The organism is Bradyrhizobium sp. BRP20 (assembly GCF_020194215.1).
Lineage (GTDB): Bacteria > Pseudomonadota > Alphaproteobacteria > Rhizobiales > Xanthobacteraceae > Bradyrhizobium > Bradyrhizobium yuanmingense.
On record NZ_JADYVY010000001.1, the window covers coordinates 789866 to 811660 of the forward strand.

The 21795-nt window shown below is 65.4% G+C and carries 18 protein-coding genes; 17 read left to right on the plus strand and 1 reads right to left on the minus strand.

Features of this window, described 5'->3' with window-relative positions; all coding sequences use genetic code 11:
- The 5 genes from I6F33_RS03765 to I6F33_RS03785 all read left to right on the plus strand — a co-directional run bounded on the left by I6F33_RS03765 (nucleotide 1) and on the right by I6F33_RS03785 (nucleotide 4976).
- On the plus strand, nucleotides 1–297 hold the full coding sequence (locus I6F33_RS03765; RefSeq protein WP_025034065.1) for a (2Fe-2S)-binding protein: 297 nt from the start codon (nucleotides 1–3) through the stop codon (nucleotides 295–297).
- The gene (locus tag I6F33_RS03770) at nucleotides 294–1712 is read left to right on the plus strand and encodes an NAD(P)/FAD-dependent oxidoreductase (RefSeq protein WP_225141129.1); all 1419 of its coding nucleotides are present in this window, start codon (nucleotides 294–296) and stop codon (nucleotides 1710–1712) included. Before I6F33_RS03765 ends, I6F33_RS03770 begins: the two co-directional genes overlap by 4 nt.
- Complete coding sequence (locus I6F33_RS03775; RefSeq protein WP_036021805.1) at nucleotides 1709–2830, plus strand: FAD-binding oxidoreductase; 1122 nt, start codon at nucleotides 1709–1711, stop codon at nucleotides 2828–2830. The genes I6F33_RS03770 and I6F33_RS03775 overlap by 4 nt, the downstream gene beginning before the upstream one ends.
- Nucleotides 2831–2843: 13 nt before the next feature.
- A complete protein-coding gene (locus tag I6F33_RS03780) occupies nucleotides 2844–3191 on the plus strand; it encodes a RidA family protein (protein WP_028138431.1) in 348 nt (115 codons plus the stop codon).
- A 171-nt stretch (nucleotides 3192–3362) separates the two neighbouring features.
- On the plus strand, nucleotides 3363–4976 hold the full coding sequence (locus tag I6F33_RS03785; RefSeq protein ID WP_225141131.1) for an ABC-F family ATP-binding cassette domain-containing protein: 1614 nt from the start codon (nucleotides 3363–3365) through the stop codon (nucleotides 4974–4976).
- 192 nt (nucleotides 4977–5168) lie between these two features.
- On the opposite strand, the gene I6F33_RS03790 is transcribed toward I6F33_RS03785, so the two are convergent.
- On the minus strand, nucleotides 5169–6503 hold the full coding sequence (locus I6F33_RS03790) for a dicarboxylate/amino acid:cation symporter (RefSeq protein ID WP_035998454.1): 1335 nt from the start codon (nucleotides 6501–6503) through the stop codon (nucleotides 5169–5171).
- A 126-nt stretch (nucleotides 6504–6629) separates the two neighbouring features.
- On the opposite strand from I6F33_RS03790, the gene I6F33_RS03795 reads away from it, so the two are divergent.
- The 12 genes from I6F33_RS03795 to I6F33_RS03850 all read left to right on the plus strand — a co-directional run bounded on the left by I6F33_RS03795 (nucleotide 6630) and on the right by I6F33_RS03850 (nucleotide 21782).
- The gene (locus I6F33_RS03795; RefSeq protein ID WP_035998458.1) at nucleotides 6630–7943 is read left to right on the plus strand and encodes a solute carrier family 23 protein; all 1314 of its coding nucleotides are present in this window, start codon (nucleotides 6630–6632) and stop codon (nucleotides 7941–7943) included.
- Between the two features lie 70 nt (nucleotides 7944–8013).
- Nucleotides 8014–8850, plus strand: a complete 837-nt coding sequence (locus I6F33_RS03800) for a glucose 1-dehydrogenase (RefSeq protein WP_035998460.1) — start codon at nucleotides 8014–8016, stop codon at nucleotides 8848–8850.
- A gap of 131 nt (nucleotides 8851–8981) precedes the next feature.
- Nucleotides 8982–10781, plus strand: coding sequence for a cation:proton antiporter (locus tag I6F33_RS03805; protein WP_225141133.1), 1800 nt, complete (start codon nucleotides 8982–8984; stop codon nucleotides 10779–10781).
- A 67-nt stretch (nucleotides 10782–10848) separates the two neighbouring features.
- Nucleotides 10849–11670 carry an NAD-dependent protein deacetylase gene (locus I6F33_RS03810; RefSeq protein WP_036041370.1) on the plus strand — a complete coding sequence of 274 codons (822 nt, stop codon included), beginning with the start codon at nucleotides 10849–10851 and terminating at the stop codon, nucleotides 11668–11670.
- Between the two features lie 140 nt (nucleotides 11671–11810).
- Nucleotides 11811–13895: a hydantoinase/oxoprolinase family protein gene (locus I6F33_RS03815; RefSeq protein WP_225141135.1), complete on the plus strand. Its 2085-nt coding sequence runs from the start codon at nucleotides 11811–11813 to the stop codon at nucleotides 13893–13895.
- Nucleotides 13896–13897: 2 nt separating this feature from the next.
- Entirely contained in the window at nucleotides 13898–15556 is a 1659-nt protein-coding gene (locus I6F33_RS03820; RefSeq protein ID WP_225141137.1) for a hydantoinase B/oxoprolinase family protein, read from the plus strand.
- Nucleotides 15557–15589: 33 nt separating this feature from the next.
- Entirely contained in the window at nucleotides 15590–16588 is a 999-nt protein-coding gene (locus I6F33_RS03825) for a TRAP transporter substrate-binding protein (protein ID WP_036021827.1), read from the plus strand.
- A 9-nt stretch (nucleotides 16589–16597) separates the two neighbouring features.
- Nucleotides 16598–17191, plus strand: a complete 594-nt coding sequence (locus I6F33_RS03830; protein WP_035998480.1) for a TRAP transporter small permease subunit — start codon at nucleotides 16598–16600, stop codon at nucleotides 17189–17191.
- Between the two features lie 31 nt (nucleotides 17192–17222).
- Complete coding sequence (locus tag I6F33_RS03835; protein ID WP_036021830.1) at nucleotides 17223–18527, plus strand: TRAP transporter large permease; 1305 nt, start codon at nucleotides 17223–17225, stop codon at nucleotides 18525–18527.
- Nucleotides 18528–18849: 322 nt separating this feature from the next.
- Entirely contained in the window at nucleotides 18850–20568 is a 1719-nt protein-coding gene (locus I6F33_RS03840; protein ID WP_225141139.1) for a PQQ-binding-like beta-propeller repeat protein, read from the plus strand.
- A gap of 114 nt (nucleotides 20569–20682) precedes the next feature.
- Complete coding sequence (locus tag I6F33_RS03845) at nucleotides 20683–20997, plus strand: cytochrome c (protein WP_225141141.1); 315 nt, start codon at nucleotides 20683–20685, stop codon at nucleotides 20995–20997.
- A gap of 17 nt (nucleotides 20998–21014) precedes the next feature.
- A complete protein-coding gene (locus tag I6F33_RS03850; RefSeq protein ID WP_035998489.1) occupies nucleotides 21015–21782 on the plus strand; it encodes an ABC transporter substrate-binding protein in 768 nt (255 codons plus the stop codon).
- Nucleotides 21783–21795: the final 13 nt, after the last annotated feature.

Sequence of the window (21795 nt, forward strand, 5' to 3'; positions counted from 1 at the left end):
ATGTTCAAGCGATCCGAACAGGACAAGCGGCCACAGGTGCAGATCTTCGTCGATGGCGTCGCGGTCGCAGCGCGCCAGGGCGACACCGTCTCCGCCGCACTGCTGGCCTCCGGCGTTGACGCACGGCGTTCCACCGCGGTGAGCGGCGCGCCGCGTCTGCCTTATTGCATGATGGGCGTCTGCTTCGACTGCCTCGTCACCATCGACGGCGTCGGCAACCGGCAAGGGTGCCTCGTGCCCGTCGCCGAGGGCATGCAGATCGAAATCCAGAAGGGCAAGCGGGAGATCGGAAAATGAGCGTGGCTCCCAAGCGCGAAAACTATGACTTCGTGGTGATCGGCGCCGGGCCCGCGGGCCTTGCGGCTGCCGCAGCATCCGCCAAGGCCGGCCTCTCGACGCTGCTGCTCGACGAGAACATCGGCCCCGGTGGCCAGGTGTTTCGCGCCATCGCCTCGACGCCGGTTACCGAGCGCAATCAGCTCGGCGCCGATTATTGGGTCGGCGCCGATCTCGTGCAGTCGCTGCGCGCGAGCAATGCGGAGGTCATTCACCGCGCCACCGTCTGGAGCCTCGACCGCAATCTCGATATCGCCGTCTCGATCGGCGGCGCCTCGGCCTTCGTCAAGGCGAAACGCGTGATTCTCGCGACCGGTGCGCTGGAGCGGCCGTTCCCAATTCCCGGCTGGACGCTGCCGGGCGTGATGACCGCCGGCGCGGCGCAGACCATGCTGAAGTCCTCGGCCCTGGTGCCCGACGGACGCACGGTGATCGCAGGGCAGGGGCCGCTGCTCTGGCTGCTCGCCGCGCAGATACTGCGGCTTGGCGGCCGCATCGATCGCATCCTCGACACCACCCAGCGCGGCAATTATTTCGCCGCGCTCCCGCACGCTTTCGCCTTCCTCACCTCGCCCTATTTCGCCAAGGGCCTGTCGATGATGCGCGAGGTGAGGGCGAAGGTGCAGGTCGTCTCCGGCGTCACCGAGCTTGCGGCTTCCGGTGATGGCCAGCTTGCCAGCGTGAGCTACGTCGCCGGCGGCAAGCGCGAGACCATCGCTGCGGACCTGTTGCTGCTGCATCAGGGCGTCGTGCCCAACGTCAATCTGGCGATGTCAGCCGGCATCGAGCATCGCTGGGATGATCTGCAATTGTGCTGGTCGCCAGTGCTCGACGCGAGCGGCAATTCGTCGGTCGCCGGCATCGCGATCGCCGGTGACGGGGCCGGCATCGGCGGCGCGAGTGCAGCCGTGGTGCGCGGTCGCATTGCCGCGCGCGCCGCCGTCGAAGCACTGGCGCCCGCTTCTGCCGCAAAACTTCCCGCAATGGCGACGCTCCGTTCCGACCTCGCCAAGGCTGAGCGTGGTCGCCTGTTCCTCGACACGCTGTTCCGCCCCGCGCCGCAGTTCCGGATTCCTTCAGGCGATACCATCGTCTGTCGTTGCGAAGAGGTCACGGCAAAGGACGTTCTCGATTCCGTCGCGATCGGCGCGACCGGGCCGAATCAGCTCAAGGCCTATCGCCGCACCGGCATGGGCCCGTGCCAGGGCCGGCTCTGCGGCCTCACCGTCACCGAGCTGATGGCGCGGGCGCGCGGCAAGACCCCGCAGGAGATCGGTTACTACCGGCTGCGCGCGCCGGTGAAGCCGATCACGCTGGCCGAACTCGCCGCCGTTCCCAAGAGCGAGGCCGACGTCAAGGCTGTGGTACGCGGATGAGCACAAATGTGGATGCGATCGTCATTGGCGGCGGCATCCACGGGTGCTCGACCACGCTGCATCTGTGTCTCGCCGGCCTGAAGCCGGTGCTGATCGAGAAGGACTATGCCGGCCGTCACGCCTCGGGCGTCAATGCCGGCGGCGTCCGGCAGCTCGCGCGGCACATTCCCGAGATTCCGCTGTCGATCCGCTCGATGGACATCTGGGAGAAGATCACGGATCTCGTCGACGACGATTGCAGCTTCGAGAGCTACGGCCAGGTGCTGGTCGCCGAGAACGAGGAAGAACTCGCCCTCTGCCGCGCGCGCGTCGCCGAGCTCAATGCGCTGGGCTTCACCCACGAGGAGCTGATCGACGCCGCCGAACTGCGCCGGCTGGTGCCGGCGGTGGCCGAGACCTGTCCCGGCGGTGTGGTTTCTCGGCGTGACGGTGCGGCCAATCCGGCGCAGACGACGACGGCGTTCCGCCGCAAGGCCGAGCAATTGGGCGCAACTGTGCGCGAAGGCGTAGCTGCCGGCAGCATCCGGCACCGTGACGGCCTCTGGCACGTCGATGCCGGGTCGGAGAGCTTTGCCGCGCCGGTGCTGGTGAATGCTGCCGGCGCCTGGGCCGGCAGGATCGCGGCTCATCTCGGCGAGCCCGTCCCGGTCGAAACCGTGGCGCCGATGCTGATGATCACCTCGCGCGTGCCGCACTTCATCGACCCCGTCGTGATCCTGCGTGGTCGAAAGCTGTCCTTCAAGCAGTTCAAGAACGGCACCGTGCTGATCGGCGGCGGCCATCTGGCGACGCCCTATCAGGATCGCAACGAGACGGTGCTGGACTGGAAGAGCCTTGCGACCAGTGCGCAGACCGTGTTCGAGCTGTTTCCGGTGATGCGCAGCGCTAACATCGTCCGTGCCTGGGCCGGCATTGAAGCCAAGATGAAGGACGACATTCCCGTGTTCGGGCCGAGCTCGCGTCACAAGGGCCTCTATCACCAGTTCGGCTTCTCGCTGCACGGTTTCCAGCTCGGCCCTGGCGCCGGCGCCGTGATGGCGGAACTGATCGTCAACGGCGGCACCCAGACCCGTATCGGCGAACTCGGCATCGACCGCTTCCACCCTTCCACGCTTTAAACAAGAGGATATCATGAGCATCACCCGCAGCATCCGCACGCCCATCATGCACCGCGCCGTCGAAGCCAATGGCTTCGTCTTCCTCGGCGGCACGATCGCCGACGACACCTCGGTCTCGATGGGCGAGCAGACCCGCAACATCCTCGGCAAGATCGCTGGCTATCTGAAAGAGGCGGGAACCGACAAGAGCCGCGTGGTCAGCGCCTCGATCTTCGTCACCGATCTCTCCAAGAAGAAAGAGATGGACGCGGCCTGGACCGAATTCTTCGGCGACAACCTGCCGACCCGCGCCACCGTCGGCGTCGCCGATCTCGGCGGCGGCGCGCTAATCGAGGTGGTGGTGACCGCGCTCAAGGGCTGATGGCGCACGGCGAGGAAGGACGACAGCGCCAATCACGCTGTTGTCTCCTCGAGCCGCGCCTTGATCTCGCCTTTTGATGGGACTAGTTAGAGAGTTCCTCAATCAGGATCTTCGCAGCCATGGATTTCACCCCGACCGCAACGCCCATCCGCCTTGCTCACGGGGAATTCCATGCCTGCTTCAATCGTCCTGTCGAACCTGTCGCTGTCCACGCCTGACGGGCGCTCTCTTTTCTCAAACCTCGATCTGACATTCGGCGCCGAGCGAACTGGTCTCGTCGGCCGTAACGGCGTTGGCAAGACGACGCTGCTTGCGTCGATGCTCGGCGAACATGTTCCTCAGTCGGGACGCGTTCTGATCAACGGCACTATCGGCTTGTTGCGCCAGGACGTGCAGGTTCTTGCCGGCGCGACCGTGGCGGATCTGTTCGGCGTGCGGCCGGCGCTCGAGTTGATGCGCCGTGCCGAGCGGGGCGACGCCTCCGCCGACGAGGTCGCTGCGGTCGACTGGACGCTCGAGACGCGGCTTGAGGCCGCGTTGGCGCGCCTCGGGTTCGATCCGTCTCCCGATACGGCGCTGTCGTGCCTGTCCGGTGGCCAGATCACGCGGGTTCGTCTCGCCGCGCTGGTGTTCGCTGCGCCTGACTTCCTGCTGCTGGACGAGCCCACCAACAATCTCGACCAGGACGGACGCAAGGCCGTCACCGATCTGCTGGCTGCCTGGCGCGGCGGCGCGATTATCGTCAGCCACGACCGGACACTGCTCGACACCATGGATGCGATCGTCGAACTGACGTCGCTCGGCGCGACGCGATATGGTGGCAATTGGAGCAGCTTTCGAACGCAGAAGGCCATCGAGCTCGCGGCTGTGAGGCACGATCTCGCGCTTGCCGAGAACCGGCTGTCCGAGATCGACGGGAGGGCGCGGGAGGCCGCGGAGAAGAAAGCGCGCAAGGACAGCGGCGGCAGAAAGAAGCGCGCCAAGGGCGACATGCCGCGCATCCTGGCCGGCGCCCGCAAGGATCGCAGCGAGGACACCGGCGGCAAGAATGCGCAAATCGCCGAGCGGCAGCGCGCGGAAGCGCTTCAAGCCATCGACACGGCGCGCCGGCGCGTCGAGGTTCTTCAGCCGCTCTCGGTCAAATTGCCCGCAACCGACCTGCCGGCGGGGAGGGAGGTGCTTTGGCTTGACGGTGTCAGCGCTGGCTTTTGGCCGGAGCAGCCAGTCGTGCGCGACCTCTCATTTGCGGTGGTCGGGCCGGAGCGCGTCGCGCTGGTCGGGCCCAATGGCTCCGGCAAGACGACGCTGCTGAAGCTCATCGTGGGCGAGCTGCGTCCGCTTGCGGGCATCGTGCGGCTCAGGCCGGATTTCGCGTTGTTCGACCAGAAGGTCAGCCTGCTCGACCCGGCGCGCTCCATCCTAGACAATTTTCGGCGTCTCAATCCGAAGGCCGGTGCGAACGAGTGCCATGCCGCGCTGGCCCGGTTCATGTTTCGCGCCGATGCCGCCTTGCAAATCGCCGGGAGCCTGAGCGGCGGGCAAATCTTCCGCGCGGGCCTCGCTTGCGTGCTGGGCGGGCAGCCGCCGCCGTCGCTGCTGATCCTGGACGAGCCGACCAATCATCTCGACTTCGAGTCCATCGAAGCCGTCGAGGCCGGCTTGCGGGCCTATGACGGCGCACTGCTGGTCGTCAGCCATGACGAGGCGTTCCTGCAGGCGATCGGGATCACGCGGCGGATCGAACTTGCCGCCAATTTGCCGCGCATCGATGGCGGGATCGTCTGATCCCGCCTGGCGCTCTGGATCTGGCTGTGATTTTCAAAAGCCCGACGCCCTGCCCCCAGCGCGTCGGGCGGAAAAAAATGAGTATAAATCCGTGATCCCAACGCCATTGTTGTGACGCGGGCCGCATCGATTTTCTACTCCGGGAAACTACCGCATCGGAACCAGGCTTCGTCTGCCCACCGATTGCGCGGCCTAGGATGCCGCGCCTCCACCCGGCTCCAGCGCCTCGCCGATCTCCAGCGGATGCGCCATGGTCTCGTGCAGCGCGTCGCGGTCGAGCTCGCCTTCGGAGATGCTGATGACCACGCAGGCAACGCCATTGCCGATCAGGTTGGTGAGCGCGCGGCATTCACTCATGAACTTGTCGATGCCGACCAGGATCGCGATCGACTGGATCGGGATATCAGGCACGATCGACAGCGTCGCAGCGAGCGTGATGAAGCCGGCGCCGGTCACGCCCGAGGCCCCCTTGGAGGTGATCATGGCGATGCCCAAAATGCCGAGCTCCTGCCAGATGGTCAGATGGGTGTTGGTCGCCTGCGCCAGGAACAGCGTCGCCAGAGTCATGTAGATGTTGGTCCCGTCGAGGTTGAAGCTGTAGCCGGTCGGGATGACGAGGCCGACCACGGAGCGTGAGGCGCCGAGATGCTCCATCTTCTGGATCATCTGCGGCAGCACGGTCTCGGAGGACGAGGTGCCGAGCACGATCAAGAGTTCGTCCTTGATATAGGCGATGAAGCGCAGGATCGAGAAGCCGGCGAGCCGGGCGATCGAACCCAGCACGATCAGCACGAACAGGATACTGGTCAGATAGAACGTGCCGATCAGCGCGGCGAGATTGAGCAGCGAGCCGAGGCCGTAGGCGCCGACGGTGAACGCCATGGCGCCGAAGGCGCCGATCGGCGCGACGCGCACGATGATGCGGATGATGCCGAAGAACATCTTCGCCGCCTTGTCGATTGCGTCCGCGATGGGCTCGCCGGCCTTGCCGAGAAAGGCGATGGCGAAGCCGGAGAGAATCGAGATCAGCAGCACCTGCAAGAGGTCGCCGCGCGCGATGGCGCCGAGATAGCTGTCGGGAATGATCGCCATCAGGTGGGCTACGATGCCCTCTTCGTGGGCCTTGGTGACGTAGGTCGCCACCGATTTCGGGTCGATCGTCGCCGGATCGATGTTGAAGCCGCGCCCGGGCTGGAGAATCTCGCCGACCAGAAGGCCGACCGCGAGGGCCACGGTCGAGACCGTCTCGAAATAGATCAGCGATTTCAGCCCGACCCGGCCGACCCGCTTCAGATCGCCCATCGAGGAGATGCCGTGCACCACGGTGCAGAAGATCACGGGCGCGATCATCATCTTGATCAGCGCGATGAAGCCGTCGCCGAGCGGCTTCAAGGCCTTGCCGAGATCGGGATAGACATAGCCGATGAGCACGCCGAGTGCGATCGCGATCAGCACCTGGACGTAGAGGATCTTGTACCAGGGCTGGTGCCGGCGCTGGATGGCTGACGGGATCGCAATCTGTGTCATAATGTAGGCTCGGGAACGGATTGATCGTGCATGATTTGCATCATGTGATGGGCGCCGCAGAAGCGACAATCACATTTTTGTCTGTTGGCACGACCATCGGTCGTTGCGTCGAACTTGGGTGGGAACATGACGATCGCAACAGGCTCGGACGAGCAGAGTTATTTTCCACGTTGGAAGCTCAAGACCTCGGGCGTGATTATGCCGGAGGAGCGGCTGTCCTGGGGCCAGACCATCGTCTCGGGTCTTCAACATTGCGTCGCGATGTCCGGTGCGACGATCATCGCGCCGCTGTTGATGGGGTTCGATCCCAACGTTGCAGTTCTGTTCTCCGGCGTCGGCACGCTGATCTTCTTCGTCATCGTCGCCGGGCGCGTGCCTAGTTATCTCGGCTCGAGCTTCGCCTTCATCGCCGTCGTCATCGCCGCCACCGGCTATGCCGGGCAGGGGCCGAACCCGAACCTGTCGGTTGCGCTCGGCGGCATCGTCGGCGCCGGAGTGCTGTATGGCCTGATTTCGCTGGTCGTGATGTGGTCCGGTGTCGGCTGGATCGAGCGGCTGCTGCCGCCGGCCGTTACCGGCGCCGTCGTCGCCGCGATCGGCCTCAATCTCGCGCCGGTGGCGGTCAAGGCGGTGAGCGCCAATGCATTCGACACCTGGATCGGCCTCGCCACCGTCTTGATCATCGGCGTGGTCGCCGTTGCAGCACCAGGCCTGTGGCGCCGCCTGCCGATCATCCTCGGCGCTGTCGGCGGCTATCTCTTGTACCTGCTGTTCGCGAACGGCCTCGGTTTCAGCAAGCCGATCGACTTCACGCAATTGTCGGCCGCGCCGTGGCTCGGGCTGCCGAACTTCACTGCGCCGAGCTTCCATGCCGATGCGATCTTCCTCATCGCGCCGGTTGCCGTCATTCTCGTTGCCGAGAATCTCGGGCACATCAAGGCCGTTGGCGCCATGACCGGCCGAAGCCTCGATTCTTATCTTGGGCGCGCTCTGTTCGCCGACAGCTTAGCTACCATCGTGGCGGCGTGCGGCGGTGGTACCGGCGTCACCACTTATGCCGAGAACATCGGCGTGATGGCGGCGACCAAGGTCTATTCGACCCTGCTGTTTGCGTTCGCAGCCTTGGTGTCGATCCTGCTCGGCTTCTCGCCGAAATTCGGCGCGCTCATCCTGTCCATCCCGGGTCCCGTCATCGGGGGGCTTTCGATCGTGCTGTTCGGATTGATCGCGGCGATGGCCGGACGAATCTGGGTCGAGAACAAGGTCGACTTCGCTAATCCTGCGAACCTCATCACGGTCGCGGTGGCGCTGATCGCAGGGGCCGGCGATCTCACGCTCAAATTCGGTGCATTCACGATCGGCGGCATCGGCACCGCGACCTTCGGCGCGATCATCCTCTATCAGATCTTGACCTCGCCGCGCGCGCAGCGAGCTGACTAGATCCCGGCATCTGCGAGGGATGGAACAAAACGCCGGTTCCATCCATGATGATGCATCCCGGAGAAAACACATGCCGCAAACCGAACGCTCGACCCCGTTTCCCTCGCGCCTCGTCGGCCAGTACGCGCTGGTGACCGGCGCCTCACAAGGCATCGGCCGTGCCGTCGCCATCCGGCTCGCCCAGGAAGGCGCGACCGTCGCCATCAATTATTTCGGCAGTCCCGAGGGGGCGGACGAGACGCTCGCGCTCGCACGAACCGCATCGAGCGATCGCGGCCACGGCAGGCTCGACCATATCGTCGTCAAGGCCGATATCGGCAATGAGCAGGACATCGCCGCGATGTTCGAGACGGTCCTGGCGCGCTTCAAGCGCCTCGACTGTCTCGTCAACAATGCCGGCTTCCAGCGGGAATCGCCGAGCGAGGCGCTCGACGTCGAAACCTATCGCCGCATCATCGACGTCAACCTGAACGGCGCCGTGCTGTGTGCGCAGAAGGCGCTGGCGCATTTCGTCGCGCGCGGGGCAGGCGGCAGCATCATCAACTGCTCCAGCGTCCACCAGATCATCCCCAAACCCGGCTATCTCGCTTACTCGATCAGCAAGGGCGGCATGGCCAATCTGACGCGCACGCTGGCGCTGGAATTCGCCGGCCAGCGCATCCGCGTCAATGCGGTTGGTCCCGGCGCGATCGACACGCCGATCAATGCGGCCTGGACCGGCGATCCGGAGAAGCGCGGCGTCGTCACCTCCCACATTCCGATGGGGCGCGTCGGCACGCCGGAAGAGATCGCCGCGGTGTTCGCCTTCCTCGCCTCGGACGATGCCAGCTACATCACCGGGCAGACCATCTATGCCTGCGGGGGCCTGACGCTGTTTCCAGAGTTTCGGGAGAACTGGGCAAGCTGAAAACCGGCTTGCGGTTGCGCGCGCCTCGCGTGGGATAGAGGGGCGCGACCGGTTGGGGGTCTGCGGCGCCGTGTGCTATCGACCGTGGATGGCGCTGCCGCTATTGGCGAGCGCCGACACGTGAAGGGCCCGTGACCACAACCATCAACATCAATGCCTATAGTGACGCGCTGGTGGTCCTCGGCACCGCCGGCGTGGTGGTGCCAATGGTCCGGCATTGGGGCATCAATCCCGTGCTGGGCTATCTCGGGGCCGGCGCCGTTCTCGGTCCGCTCGGGCTCGGCTCGCTCGTCAAGGACGTCCCGGTCCTGTACTGGTTCACCGTGACGGACGCCCAGAACGTCGAGGGTATCGCCAATCTCGGCATCGTGTTCCTGCTATTCCTGATCGGGCTCGAGCTGTCTTTCAGACGGCTCATGACGATGCGGCGTCTGGTGTTCGGGCTCGGCGGCCTGCAAGTCCTCGCGACATCGGCCATGATTTTCGGCGTGGCGCTTCTCTTCGGGCAGAGCTCCGATACGGCCGTGATCCTCGGCGCGAGCCTTGCGCTGTCCTCGACGGCGATCGTGCTCGAGCTCCTGTCCGCCGAGAGGCGGCTTTCCACCTCGGCCGGGCGCGCCAGCTTCTCGGTGCTGCTGGCTCAAGACCTCGCAGTCGTCCCCATTCTGGTTTTCGTCTCGGTGCTCGGCGCGGGAAGCGGTGGCTCGGTCGTGGCGCACATCTCCAGTGCGGTCCTGAAGGCTGTGCTGGCGGTAGCCTTCCTCACTCTGGTCGGACGGCTGCTGATGCGTCCGCTCTTCCAGATGGTTGCAGGCACCCATTCGACGGAGTTGTTCGTTGCCGCGACCTTGTTCGTCATCGTCGGCGCAGGGCTTGCCGCCCACCAGGCCGGCCTGTCGATGGCGCTCGGAGCCTTCGTTGCAGGACTGATGCTGGCGGAAACCGAATATGGCAAGGCCATCGAGGCCACCGTCGAGCCGTTCAAGGGCCTGCTGCTGGGCATCTTCTTCCTCACAGTCGGGATGGCGATCGACGTCCGTGTGTTCCTGCGCGAGCCCGGCTGGCTGCTGGCCGCCGTCGTCGGCATTCTCGTCGGCAAGGCGATCGTGCTCATCATCCTGGGACGCCTCTTCAGGCTGTCATGGCCGGCGGCGATCGAGATCGGCTTCCTGCTGGGCCCCGTCGGCGAATTCGCCTTCGTCAGCATCGGAATGGCGGCGGCCGGAGGCATGATCGAGCCCCCCGTGTCGAGCTTTGCCGTCGCCGTCACCGCCGTGACGATGGCCCTGACGCCGCTTCTGGGCATGCTCGGGCGACGATTGGCCGCGAAGCTGAGCAGCGAACGCACGCCCGATCCCGAGCTCGCGGTCCGGCCGCCCGGCGACCGGGCGCAAGCCATCGTGGTCGGCTATGGCCGTGTTGGAAAGGTGGTCTGCTCCCTGCTGACCAGCCATGGCCTGAACTACATCGCGGTCGATCACGCGGCCGTCGACGTGGCGCGTGATCGCCGCGACGGTCACAAGGTCTATTTTGGCGATGCGACAGAGCCGGGTTTCCTCGAAGCCTGCGGCTTGATGCAGACGACCGGCGTGATCATCACCATCCAGTCGCGGCCGGCGATCGATGCCGTCGTCGAGCGGATCCGGGCGGTGCGGCCGGACGTGCTGATCGTCTCGCGTGCGCGGGACGCCGATCATGCCCGGCACCTCTACGCGATCGGCGCAACCGATGCGGTGCCGGAGACCATCGAGGCGAGCCTGCAGCTCTCCGAAGCCGCACTGGTCGGCCTCGGCGTTGCGGTCGGGCATGCGATCGCCTCGGTGCACGAGAAGCGGGACGAGTTCAGGCTGACGCTGCAGCAGGCCGCGCGGATCGCGGGACAAGAGAAAGCTCGTCCGCTCGATCCCACGGGACGACGGTCGCCGCGATAGCGGCTATGCATGCGCCGGGATTGTCGTCATCTGGCAAAACGGGCCGGCGCGAACTACATCATGCGCCATGACAAATGCCCCTCCGGCAAAACCTCCGCTCCAGGATTTCATCGGCCGGCACGAACGCCTGTTCGTGCTGACGGGCGCCGGCTGCAGCACCAATTCCGGGATTCCCGACTATCGCGACAGCCAGGGCAATTGGAAGCGGACCCAGCCCGTCAACTTCCAGGCCTTCATGTCGGACGAGCCAACCCGCCGCCGCTATTGGGCACGCAGCCTGATCGGCTGGCGGCGGTTCGGCCGGGCGAGGCCCAACGATGCGCATCGCGCGCTGGCCCGGCTCGAGGCGAACGGCCGGTGCGGGATGCTGCTGACCCAGAACGTCGACCGGCTGCATCAGTCGGCCGGCCATCGGCAGGTGATCGACCTGCACGGCCGGCTCGATCTGGTCCGCTGCATGGGCTGCGGGGCGAAGACGCCGCGCGAGGAGTTTCAACACGCGCTCGGCCGCGCCAATGCGGCATGGCTGACGCTCGATGCCGCGGATGCACCCGACGGCGACGCCGATCTGGAGCACGAGGATTTTTCCTCCTTCGAGGTGCCTCCTTGCGAAGCCTGCGGCGGCATCCTCAAGCCCGACGTAGTGTTCTTCGGTGAGAACGTGCCGCGCGAGGTGGTGGCCACGGCGCAGGATCATCTGGCAGAAGCCGATGCCATGCTGATCGTCGGCTCGTCACTGATGGTCTATTCCGGCTTCCGCTTCGTCCAAGCCGCCGCGCGGCGCAATATCCCCATCGCCGCGGTCAATCTCGGCCGCACCCGCGCCGACGATCTCCTGACGCTGAAGGTCGAGGAGCGCTGTGAAGCGGCGCTTGCATTCCTGCTCTGATCGCTCAGGCGCGAACACGCCTTGCCTATTGCATAGGTGCCGCGCAAAATAGTCGGGCACAGCGTTGCAGGCATGCCTCATGGCACGGGAATTGCTGTGCTTTTGGACCCGAACTTGACGATCAGCACGGAGAAATTGGAATGCTCGAGGGAGCCGAGGTGCGGCTTGCCGTTGATATCGGTGGCACGTTCACCGACATCGTGCTGGACGTGGGACAAGACCGCAAAACCCGCAAGGTGCTGACGACGCCGCAGCGGCCCGAGCAGGCGGTGCTGGACGGCATGCGGCTCATTCTTGCCGATGCGCGCGCGCATATCAGCGATATCGACGTCTTCATCCACGGCACGACGCTTGCGACCAACGCTATCATCGAGCGGCGCGGCGCCAAGACGGCGCTGATCGCAACCGAAGGCTTTCGCGACGTGCTCGATATCGGCACCGAGAGCCGCTACGACCAGTACGATCTCAGCATCGACAAGCCGAAGCCGCTGGCGCCGCGCGGCCTCCGCTTCACCGTGCCCGAGCGCATCGACGCCCACGGCGCCGTCCGCCTCCCGCTCGACGAGACGGCCGTGCGCGCGCTCGCGCCGAAATTGCGTGAACTCGGCGTCGAGAGCGTCGCGGTCGCCTTCCTACACTCCTACGCCAATCCCGAGCACGAGCGACGCGCAGCGGCGATCATGGCCGAGGAGATGCCCGGCATCTCCGTCACATTGTCTTCCGCCGTCTGTCCCGAAATTCGCGAGTATGAGCGCACATCGACTGCGGTCGCGAACGCCTATGTGCAACCCCTGATCGACGGTTATCTCGCCCGCATGGCCGACGCCCTGCAGGTCGAGCAGTTCCGCGGCGCGATCTACCTCGTCACCTCAGGCGGCGGCGTCACCTCGATCGAAACCGCGCGGCGCTTTCCGGTGCGTCTCGTCGAATCCGGGCCGGCCGGCGGCGCGATCTTCGCGGCGCAGATCGCGGCGAGGCTTGGCGAGAGCAAGGTGCTCTCCTTCGACATGGGCGGCACCACCGCAAAAATCTGCCTGATCGAGAAATACCAGCCCGAGACCTCGCGCGTGTTCGAGGTCGATCGCGCCGCGCGCTTCCTCAAGGGCTCCGGCCTGCCGGTGCGCATCCCCGTGATCGAGATGGTCGAGATCGGCGCCGGCGGCGGTTCGATCGCCCATGTCGACGCGATGAAGCGCGTCACCGTCGGCCCGGAGAGCGCCTCGTCGGAGCCGGGACCGGCCTGCTATGGCCGCGGCGGTCAGCGCCCCGCGGTGACGGATGCCGACGTTGCGCTCGGAATGATCGATCCTGACGCCTTTGCGGCCGGCACGATCAAGCTCGATCCGGAGCTGTCGAAACAGGCGCTGCTGCGCGATGTCGGTGCGCCGCTCGGCCTGTCGGCGGAAACAGCGGCTTATGCCGTGCACGAGGTGGTCTGCGAGAACATGGCGAGCGCCGCGCGCGTGCACGCTGTCGAGCGCGGCGCGGTGGTCGGCCAGCACACGCTGATCGCCTTCGGCGGCGCCGCGCCGCTGCATGCGGCGCGCGTTGCCGAGAAGATCGGCGTCTCCCGCGTGATCGTGCCCTCGAACGCCGGCGTCGGCTCGGCGGTCGGATTTCTGGCGGCTCCCATCGCGTATGAATTGGTGCGCAGCCGTCACGTCCGGCTCGATGATTTCGATACCGAGGCGGTCTCTGACTTGCTTCAGGACATGGTGACCGAAGCGCGCGCGCTGGTCGAGCCGGGCGCGGCCGGCGCGCCGGTGCGCGAGCGCCGCGCGGCTTTCATGCGCTATGTCGGCCAGGGCCACGAGATCACCGTCGAGCTGCCGAACCGTCCGCTGACGACGGCCGATCTCGCCGGTCTGCGGCAAAAGTTCGAGGCCGACTATTCGGCGATGTTCGAGCGACCGATCCCGGGCGCGGCGATCGAGGTGTTGAGCTGGTCGGTGCTCGCGACCACGGAGGCGCGCAATCCGCCCGCCGTCGCTTCCGTGGCGCGCCAGCCCGCGGCCAAGGCGTCCGGCAGCCGAAAATTCTTCGACGGCCGGGCCGGCGAAGTGATCGAGATCCCGCTCTATCGGCGCGAGGACATGGCGCCAGGGGCGACCATCGCAGGCCCCGCCGTGATCGCGGAAGACGAAACCTCGACCTTCGTCTCCACCAGTTTCGACGCCCATATCGACGGTGCCGGCAGCATCGTCATGGAACGAAAGGCGGCCTGATCATGAGCAAGGCAAATGGCGCGAGCCTGATCGACCTTCAGATCATGTGGCACCGGCTGATCGCCGTGGTCGAGGAGCAGGCGCAGGTGCTCTTGCGCACCGCCTTCAGCCCGATCGTGCGCGAATGCGGCGACCTCTCGGCCGGCGTGTTCGACCTCAGGGGGCGGATGCTGGCGCAGGCGGTGACCGGCACACCCGGCCACGTCAACTCGATGGCGGAATCGGTCAAGCACTTCATCGCTCACTTCCCGATCGAGACGATGAAGCAGGGCGATGCCTACATCACCAACGATCCCTGGATGGGGACCGGTCATCTCAACGATTTCGTCGTCACCACGCCCTGCTTCAAGGACGGCAAGGTCGTCGCACTGTTCTCCTGCACCAGCCATCTCATGGACATCGGCGGCATCGGCTTCGGGCCCGATGCCACCGACGTGTTCATGGAGGGGCTCTACATCCCCATGCTGAAGCTGATCGACCAGGGCGTCGTCAACGAGACGCTGATGGCGATGATCCGCACCAACACGCGGCTTCCGATCGACACCGAGGGCGACACCTATTCGCTCGCCGGCTGCAACGACGTTGGCTGCGAGCGCCTGGTCGAGATGATGAGCGAGTTCGGCATCGAGACGCTCGACGAGCTCGGCGACTACATCTGCGACCGCTCGCGCGAGGCGGTGCTGGCCGAAATCGCCAAGCTGCCGAAGGGCAGCTGGCGCAACACCATGGTGGTCGACGGCTATGATGCGCCGGTGACGCTGGCGGCGACGCTGACGATCTCGGATACCGGCATCCACGTCGATTTCGACGGCACCTCGGCGGCCTCGAAGTTCGGCATCAACGTGCCGCTGTCCTACACCACCGCCTACACCGTGTTCGGCCTCGGCTGCGTCGTCGCCTCGCAGATCCCGAATAATGCCGGCTCGCTCTCGCCGCTGACGGTGTCGGCGCCGGCTGGTGCCATCCTCAATGCGCCAAAGCCGGCGCCCGTGGCGTCGCGCCACGTCATCGGCCAGATGCTGCCGGACGTCGTGTTCGGCTGCCTGCGCCAGATCATTCCCGAGCGCGTGCCTGCGGAAGGCACCTCCTGCCTGTGGAATCTCAACGTGCGCGGCCAGACCCGCTCCGGCGCCGGCGGCAATTACGGGTTCTCGATGGCAGTCACCTCCAACGGCGGCACCGGTGCGCGCTTCGGCAAGGACGGGCTGTCGGCGACCGCTTACCCAAGCGGCGTGCGCGGCACGCCGGTCGAGATCGCGGAGACCCAGACGCCGCTGATCTTCTGGCGCAAGGAGCTGCGCCCGGATTCCGGCGGGGCAGGGCGCACCCGCGGCGGCCTCGGCCAGATCATCGAGGTCGGCAGCGGGGTCGATGCGCCGTTCGACATCCTCGCCGCGTTCGACCGCATCGATCATCCGCCGCGCGGTCGCGATGGCGGCGGGAACGGCGAGGCCGGCTATGTCGGTTTGAAGTCCGGCAAGAAGCTGCGCGGCAAGGGCTTTCAGCAGGTGCCGCCGGACGACCGGCTGGTCGTGCTGACGCCCGGCGGTGCCGGCATCGGCGATCCCAGGGAGCGCGATCGCGCGGCCGTCAACGACGACGTCGCAAGCGGTCTCGTGTCTTCGGAGAACGCAGTCAAGGTCTATGGGTACGCGCGTTGATGCATCAACACGCTCGGTAAACGGAGGGGAGCAATGATTACGCGACGGAACTTCACTGTGGGCGCAGCGACGCTGCTCGCCGCCGGCCACATCTCGACTCGCGCACGGGCGGCAACGAGCTGGGATATGTCGACGGTCTGGCCCGACGGCAATTTCCACACCCAGAACGCGATGGCGTTTGCGGAGGAGGTGAAGAAGCAGAGCAATGGTGCGGTCGCCATCACCGTGAAGGCCGGCGGCCAGCTCGGCTTCAAGGGGCCCGAGCACTTGCGGGCCGTGCGCGACGGCCTGGTGCCGCTCGCCGACGTCCTCAACATCCAGCAGGTCGGCGACGAGCCCTTCATGGGCGTCGAGAGCATCCCCTTCCTCTGCGGCTCCGTGGAGGAGCTCAAGGTGCTGCACAAATATGTGCGGCCTGAATACGAGAAGATCGCTGCGCGCAACAACCAGAAGATCCTCTACATCGTGCCGTGGCCGACGCAATATCTGCATCTGAAGGCGAAGGTCGCCGACGTCGAGGGCCTCAAGAACATCAAGATCCGCGTGCCCGACAAGAATGCGGTCGAGATGCTCAATGCCATCGGTATGGCGGCGGTGATGATCCCCTGGGGCGAAACGATCCCCGCACTCGCCTCCGGCGCGGTGGCCGGGGTCTCCACCTCGTCGGTGTCCGGCGTCGACGGCAAGTTCTGGGAGTTCCTGAAATACGTCTACCCGACCAACCATGTCTGGTCGTCGCAGATGCTCACCGTCAATCTCGATGCCTGGAAGGCGCTCGGCGCCGATCAACAGAAGCTGGTCGCTGACATCGCGGCGAAGATGGAGCCCGGTTTCTGGGCCAATTCGCTCAAGGCCGATGTCGACAGCCTCAACCGCCTTAAGGAAGGCGGCATGGAGGTGGTGCCGGTCTCGGACGCCATGATGAAGGACATCCGGGCCAAGACCGCGCCGCAGTTGGACGCCTTCCTCAAGCGCGTGCCGGCGGCGGACAAGCCGGTGCGGGCCTATCTCGCCGAAATCAAGCGCGGCTGAGGGCGAGGCGTGGTGAGCCTTTCGCCCGAAGCATCGCAAAGCCTCAACGCAGCGGCGCCCGCGCCGCTGCGCATCGTCCTCGACGGCATCGATCGCCTCGGCCGGCTCGATGGCTGGATCGGCGGCTTCTGTCTCCTGATGCTGACGCTGTTGATGCTGTGCGAGGTCGCAACCCGCTTCCTCTCGAACTTCCTGCCGTTCTTCCCGCCGACCATCTCGATCGCGTGGGAATATTCCTCCTATCTGATGGCGGCGGCCTTCACTTTCGGTGCCGCCATGACGCTGCGCGTCGGCGGCCACATCCGCGTCGTGCTGCTCCTGAAGAACGCACCCGTGCCGGTGCAGCGCGCGCTCGAGATCCTCTCGGCGGCGGCCGGCTTCGCCTTCATGGCGTTCCTGACCATGGCCATGGCGAAATTCGCCTGGAGCGCCTTCGTGCGCGGCCAGGTCTCGACCTCGAGCGACACGCCGCTGTGGTTTCCGCAAGCGATCGTCACCTTCGGCATGTTGCTGCTGACGCTGCAGTTCCTCGCGCGTGCGATCCAGGCCGCGCTCGGCCTGCCGCTGGAGGACCATCGCATGAAGGCCTCGCCCGTCGAATGACCGCCTTGCCCGCATCCGGATCCAAGATCGCATGACCATCGAAGTCGTCGCCCTGTTCGCGATCCTGTTTGTGCTGCTAGCTTGCGGCGTCTGGATCGGCCTCACGCTTGCGCTGACCGCGACGCTGCTGCTCGCGATGTTCCGTTCGGTCCCGCTCGACAAGCTGCTGCCGCAATACGCCTGGAACATCCTGACCACGCAGGAGCTGCTGGCGCTGCCGTTGTTCATCCTGATGGGCGAGTTGCTATTCCGCACCCGTCTGTCACGCTCCCTGTTTCAGGGATTGGCGCCCTGGGCCGGGCTGCTGCCCGGGCGCCTGCTGCATGTGAACGTGATCGGCTGCACCATCTTCGCGGCGATCTCGGGCTCGTCGGCTGCGACAACGCAGGTGATCGGCCGCATGTCGCTCAGCGAGCTCACGCGCCGAGGTTATTCCCGTGACATCGCGATCGGCTCGCTCGCCGGCGCCGGCACGCTGGGCTTCCTGATCCCGCCCTCCAACATCATGATCATCTACGGCGTGCTCGGCGACGTCTCGATCCTGAAGCTGTTCACCGCCGGCGTGCTGCCGGGCTTCCTGCTGGCCGCGACGTTCATGGCCTGGGTGATGCTGCACACCACCCTCAAACCCGCGATGGTGCCCGAGACCGAAGCCAAGCTCTCGCAGGTGCCGTGGAGCGAGCGCTTTGCAGCACTGAAGGATCTCGCGCCGGCGCTGTTCCTGATCGCATGCGTGCTCGGCTCGATGTATGGCGGGCTCGCAACGCCCTCGGAAGCTGCCGCGGTCGGCGTGCTCGGCGCGGCCCTGGTTGCCTGGGTGCAAGGCGCAATGTCGCAGCAGGTGATCCGCGACGTCTTGATCGGCTCGGTCGTCACCTGTTCGATGATCGCGCTGATCGTGCTGGGAGCCTCGATCCTCGGCAATGCCGCGGCCTTCCTCGGCATCCCGCAGGCGGTGGCCGCGTTCGTCAAGAGCCTCGGCCTGTCGCCCTTCATGCTGATCGTGGCGCTGATCGTCTTCTATCTCGTGCTCGGCTGTTTCCTCGACGGCTTCTCGATGATCGTGATGACGCTGCCGATCGTGCTGCCGATCGTGAAGGGTGCCGGCTTCGACGAGGTCTGGTTCGGCGTCTTCCTTGTGCTCGCCGTGGAGATGGCGCAGATCACGCCGCCCGTCGGCTTCAACCTGTTCGTGATCCAGGGGCTGACCGATGACGGTCTCGGCTATATCGCCCGCGTCACGATGCCGTACCTCATGATCATGATCGGATTCGTGCTGCTGCTGACGCTGTGGCCGGGCATCGTCACGATTCTGCCGAAGGTGCTTTACGGATAAGACAACTTGTTCCGGGATCGGCGGATCGAAAGCAAAACGGTCAGCGCCGCTGCCGTTTCAAGTCCCCCTGCATCGAAGCGACTTCGGCGCGCATTCCATATTTGCAGGGCCTGTGATCCGTCGTACAGTGTGACGGCAAGCAGAAGTACAACAGCAACCACTCCGGTGAACGTGGCTCCTCAGCGCGATGCGCCGAGGAGGGGACGTCTGTTGACGATTCGGTCCGATGGAGGACGATCGACGCACACTGAACTGCAAATACCCCTCGCAAGCCGCATTCACGAGACGCAATCAACAAACACAAGAGCGGGAGGAAGTGCAAATGAGGAAACAGTGGCTCAGCTCGGCCTTGGCTGTCGTTGTCGTTGCGACACTTGCAGCGACGGCGGCATTGGCTCAGTCCGTGGATACGGCCCGGATCGAGGCCGCCGGCCAGAACGATTGGCTCACCTATCACGGTTCGTACAAATCCCATCACTACAGCCCGCTTACACAGATCAATACGAGCAATGTCGGCAATCTGGGCGTGGCATGGATGCACATTCCCGGGCGATCGACGCGCGGCCTGCAGTCGATGCCGCTCGTCGCCGACGGCGTGCTGTACTATTCGGGCTCTTACAGCCGGGTCTTCGCGCTGAACGGCGGCAGCGGCGAGGTGATCTGGTCGTTCTTTCCGGAGCTGGATGAAGCGCTGATCAGCCGCCAGACCCATTCTCCTTACAACCGCGGCGTCGCTCTGGGCGAAGGCAAGGTCTTCGTCGGGACCATGGACGGTCGTGTCTTCGGGCTGGACGCCAAGACCGGAAAGGTTCTCTGGGAGACCAGGCTGATCGACTCGCAGAAGCTGACGGTCGGCTTCACCGGCGCGCCGCTCTACGCCAAGGGCAGCGTGATCATCGGCGCGCAAGGCGGCGAATGGCCGGGCCGCGGCCCGATCTTCGCGCTCGATGCCGCAACCGGAAAGAAGAAGTGGGAGTTCCTCACGGTCGCAGGCACCGAAGAGGCGATGAAGACCTGGGGCAACGAGTCCTGGCGCACCGGCGGTGGTGGCGGCTGGATGCCGGGCACCTACGATTCCGAGACCAACACTGTCCTGTGGGGCACTGCGAATCCGGCGCCGCTCTACGATTGGTCGGGTCCGGACTACAAGACCCAGGGCGCGCGTCCCGGCGATAACCTCTATACGAGCTCGGTGATCGGCCTCGACATCGATACCGGCAAGCTGAAATTCTACCATCAGGAACTGCCGCACGATGCCTGGGACTTCGACAGCTCGGTCGGCGAATTCGTGATGCTCGAGCGTGATGGCCAGAAATACGTGGTCCATCCGAACAAGGGCGGCTTTGTCTTCGTCTACGACCGCAATCTCAAAGTGAAGAACGTCTGGCGGCTGGTCGAGAACATCAACTTCGTCAAGGACATCGATCCCAAGACCGGCGCCCTGATCGGCCGTCGCGATTTCCCGGTCGGCAAGGTCACCGAACCGCCGCTGTGTCCGTTCATCGGCGGCGGCATCAGCTGGAACGCCGGCTCCTACAGCCCCAAGACCGGTCTCTATTACAAGATCGGACAGGAATGGTGCATGACGCTGGATATCCAGAAGACGACGCCGGTCACCACGCCGCAGGTCCAGCTCAACATCGGTGCCGATTTCAAGATGGTGCCTCCTCCGGGTGGCGAGATCTACGGACATCTCGACGCGCGCGATCCCATCACGGGCGCGAAGAAATGGGAGGTTCGCTATCCCGAGCCTCCGCTCGGAAGCGTGCTGTCGACCGCAGGCAACCTCGTCTTCGTGCCTGATTCGCGTGGCGTGCTGCACGCCTATGATGCCGAAACTGGCGCCGAGCTATGGAGGCACAACAACGGCACCGGCCATCAGGGCGGCATCGTCAGCTACTCCGTCGGCGGCAAGCAATATATCGCGGTGACGGCGGGCTTCGGCGGGATGCTGGCGGACGAATATGCGCCGAACTTCGGCGGCGTCTACAAGAGCATGCCGCGTGACGACGGCGCCCTGGTCGTCTTCAGCCTGAAATAGTCTGCCGCAGATGTTCTGATCATGGAGCGGGCGCAAGCCCGCTCCTCGATCGATGTCGCGGCCGCGTGGCTCAGGAATGGAGCGTAGCTGTTGAGACTGTCTTGCAAGACGATTTTGGCGGGGCTGGGCGCCTCGTTGCTGTGGGCTGCGATGGCCCAGGCCCAATCCGCCACACCCGTACCGGAGAACGCGGCGTTCGAGGTCGAGCAGGTGTTTGCGGGGACTTGCGGCTTCTGTCACTCCGACGGTGGCCGGGCCGCTGGGAAGGGGCCGCAACTGATGAATTCGCCGCGCGACGACGACTATATCCGCAGTCGCATCAAGCTCGGCAAGCAAGGAGCGATGCCGGCCTTTGACGGCGCCTTCACCGACGCCCAGATCGACCAGATGGTCAAGTACATCCGCGCCCTGAAACCGCGCGACGGCTGACTAGCATAGAGTGTGGAATGAAGACATTTGCCCCGGTCATCGTCGCTGCCGCCATCGTCCTGTCGGGGCAGGCGGCGGCGCGCCCCCTGGAGGCGATCCGCTCCAGCGGCGTGATCGGGCTCTGCGCACATCCCAATTCGCTTCCCTTCGCGCACAAGACCGGCGATCCGCCCGGCTTCCAGGTCGAACTCGGTCGGGTGCTGGCACGCGAGCTCGGTGTCTCGCTGCGGCTCGACTGGATCATCACGCAGTACCAGATGCGCAGCGCCGGCTGCGACATTCTCCTGGACGTCATCGCCGATCGCGAAGCGCAAGGCGAAACCCGTCTGAGAATCTCCAAACCGTATTATCGCACAGGCGTCGCGCTCGCCGTGCCGTCATCCAGCACGCTCACGTCCTTCGCCAGCCTCAACGAATCGACCAAGGTGGGCGTGCAGGTTGGATCGATCGCAGCCATGATCATCGGTCAGCGGCGCGTGCCGATATCGACCTTCGGCTTCGAGAGCGACAGCCTGGAGGCCGTGTCGAACCGCGAGATCGACGCCGCCGCGGTCACGCCCACCGCCGCCAGCTATTTCAATCTGACCCACCCGGACAAACCGCTCCGGATCCTCGATCGCGACGAGAGCACGGCCGATCTGAACTGGAACGTCGGCGTCGGCATGGTCCGCCCGGACGATGCGTTGCGCGAAGCCATAGACGCAGCCGTGGAGCGGCTGCGCAGCGACGGCACGATCGACCGGATCTACCGCCGCTACGGCATCGCGCTGCAGGCCCCGAGATAGCGCGCTGCCGCGC

What these genes read in the sequence shown, in the direction of transcription:
- I6F33_RS03765 (WP_025034065.1), top strand. Translation starts at nt 1, where the DNA reads ATGTTCAAGCGATCCGAACAGGACAAGCGGCCACAGGTGCAGATCTTC.
- I6F33_RS03770 (WP_225141129.1), top strand. Translation starts at nt 294, where the DNA reads ATGAGCGTGGCTCCCAAGCGCGAAAACTATGACTTCGTGGTGATCGGC.
- I6F33_RS03775 (WP_036021805.1), top strand. Translation starts at nt 1,709, where the DNA reads ATGAGCACAAATGTGGATGCGATCGTCATTGGCGGCGGCATCCACGGG.
- I6F33_RS03780 (WP_028138431.1), top strand. Translation starts at nt 2,844, where the DNA reads ATGAGCATCACCCGCAGCATCCGCACGCCCATCATGCACCGCGCCGTC.
- I6F33_RS03785 (WP_225141131.1), top strand. Translation starts at nt 3,363, where the DNA reads ATGCCTGCTTCAATCGTCCTGTCGAACCTGTCGCTGTCCACGCCTGAC.
- I6F33_RS03790 (WP_035998454.1), bottom strand. Translation starts at nt 6,503, where the DNA reads ATGACACAGATTGCGATCCCGTCAGCCATCCAGCGCCGGCACCAGCCC.
- I6F33_RS03795 (WP_035998458.1), top strand. Translation starts at nt 6,630, where the DNA reads ATGACGATCGCAACAGGCTCGGACGAGCAGAGTTATTTTCCACGTTGG.
- I6F33_RS03800 (WP_035998460.1), top strand. Translation starts at nt 8,014, where the DNA reads ATGCCGCAAACCGAACGCTCGACCCCGTTTCCCTCGCGCCTCGTCGGC.
- I6F33_RS03810 (WP_036041370.1), top strand. Translation starts at nt 10,849, where the DNA reads ATGACAAATGCCCCTCCGGCAAAACCTCCGCTCCAGGATTTCATCGGC.
- I6F33_RS03815 (WP_225141135.1), top strand. Translation starts at nt 11,811, where the DNA reads ATGCTCGAGGGAGCCGAGGTGCGGCTTGCCGTTGATATCGGTGGCACG.
- I6F33_RS03820 (WP_225141137.1), top strand. Translation starts at nt 13,898, where the DNA reads ATGAGCAAGGCAAATGGCGCGAGCCTGATCGACCTTCAGATCATGTGG.
- I6F33_RS03825 (WP_036021827.1), top strand. Translation starts at nt 15,590, where the DNA reads ATGATTACGCGACGGAACTTCACTGTGGGCGCAGCGACGCTGCTCGCC.
- I6F33_RS03835 (WP_036021830.1), top strand. Translation starts at nt 17,223, where the DNA reads ATGACCATCGAAGTCGTCGCCCTGTTCGCGATCCTGTTTGTGCTGCTA.
- I6F33_RS03840 (WP_225141139.1), top strand. Translation starts at nt 18,850, where the DNA reads ATGAGGAAACAGTGGCTCAGCTCGGCCTTGGCTGTCGTTGTCGTTGCG.
- I6F33_RS03850 (WP_035998489.1), top strand. Translation starts at nt 21,015, where the DNA reads ATGAAGACATTTGCCCCGGTCATCGTCGCTGCCGCCATCGTCCTGTCG.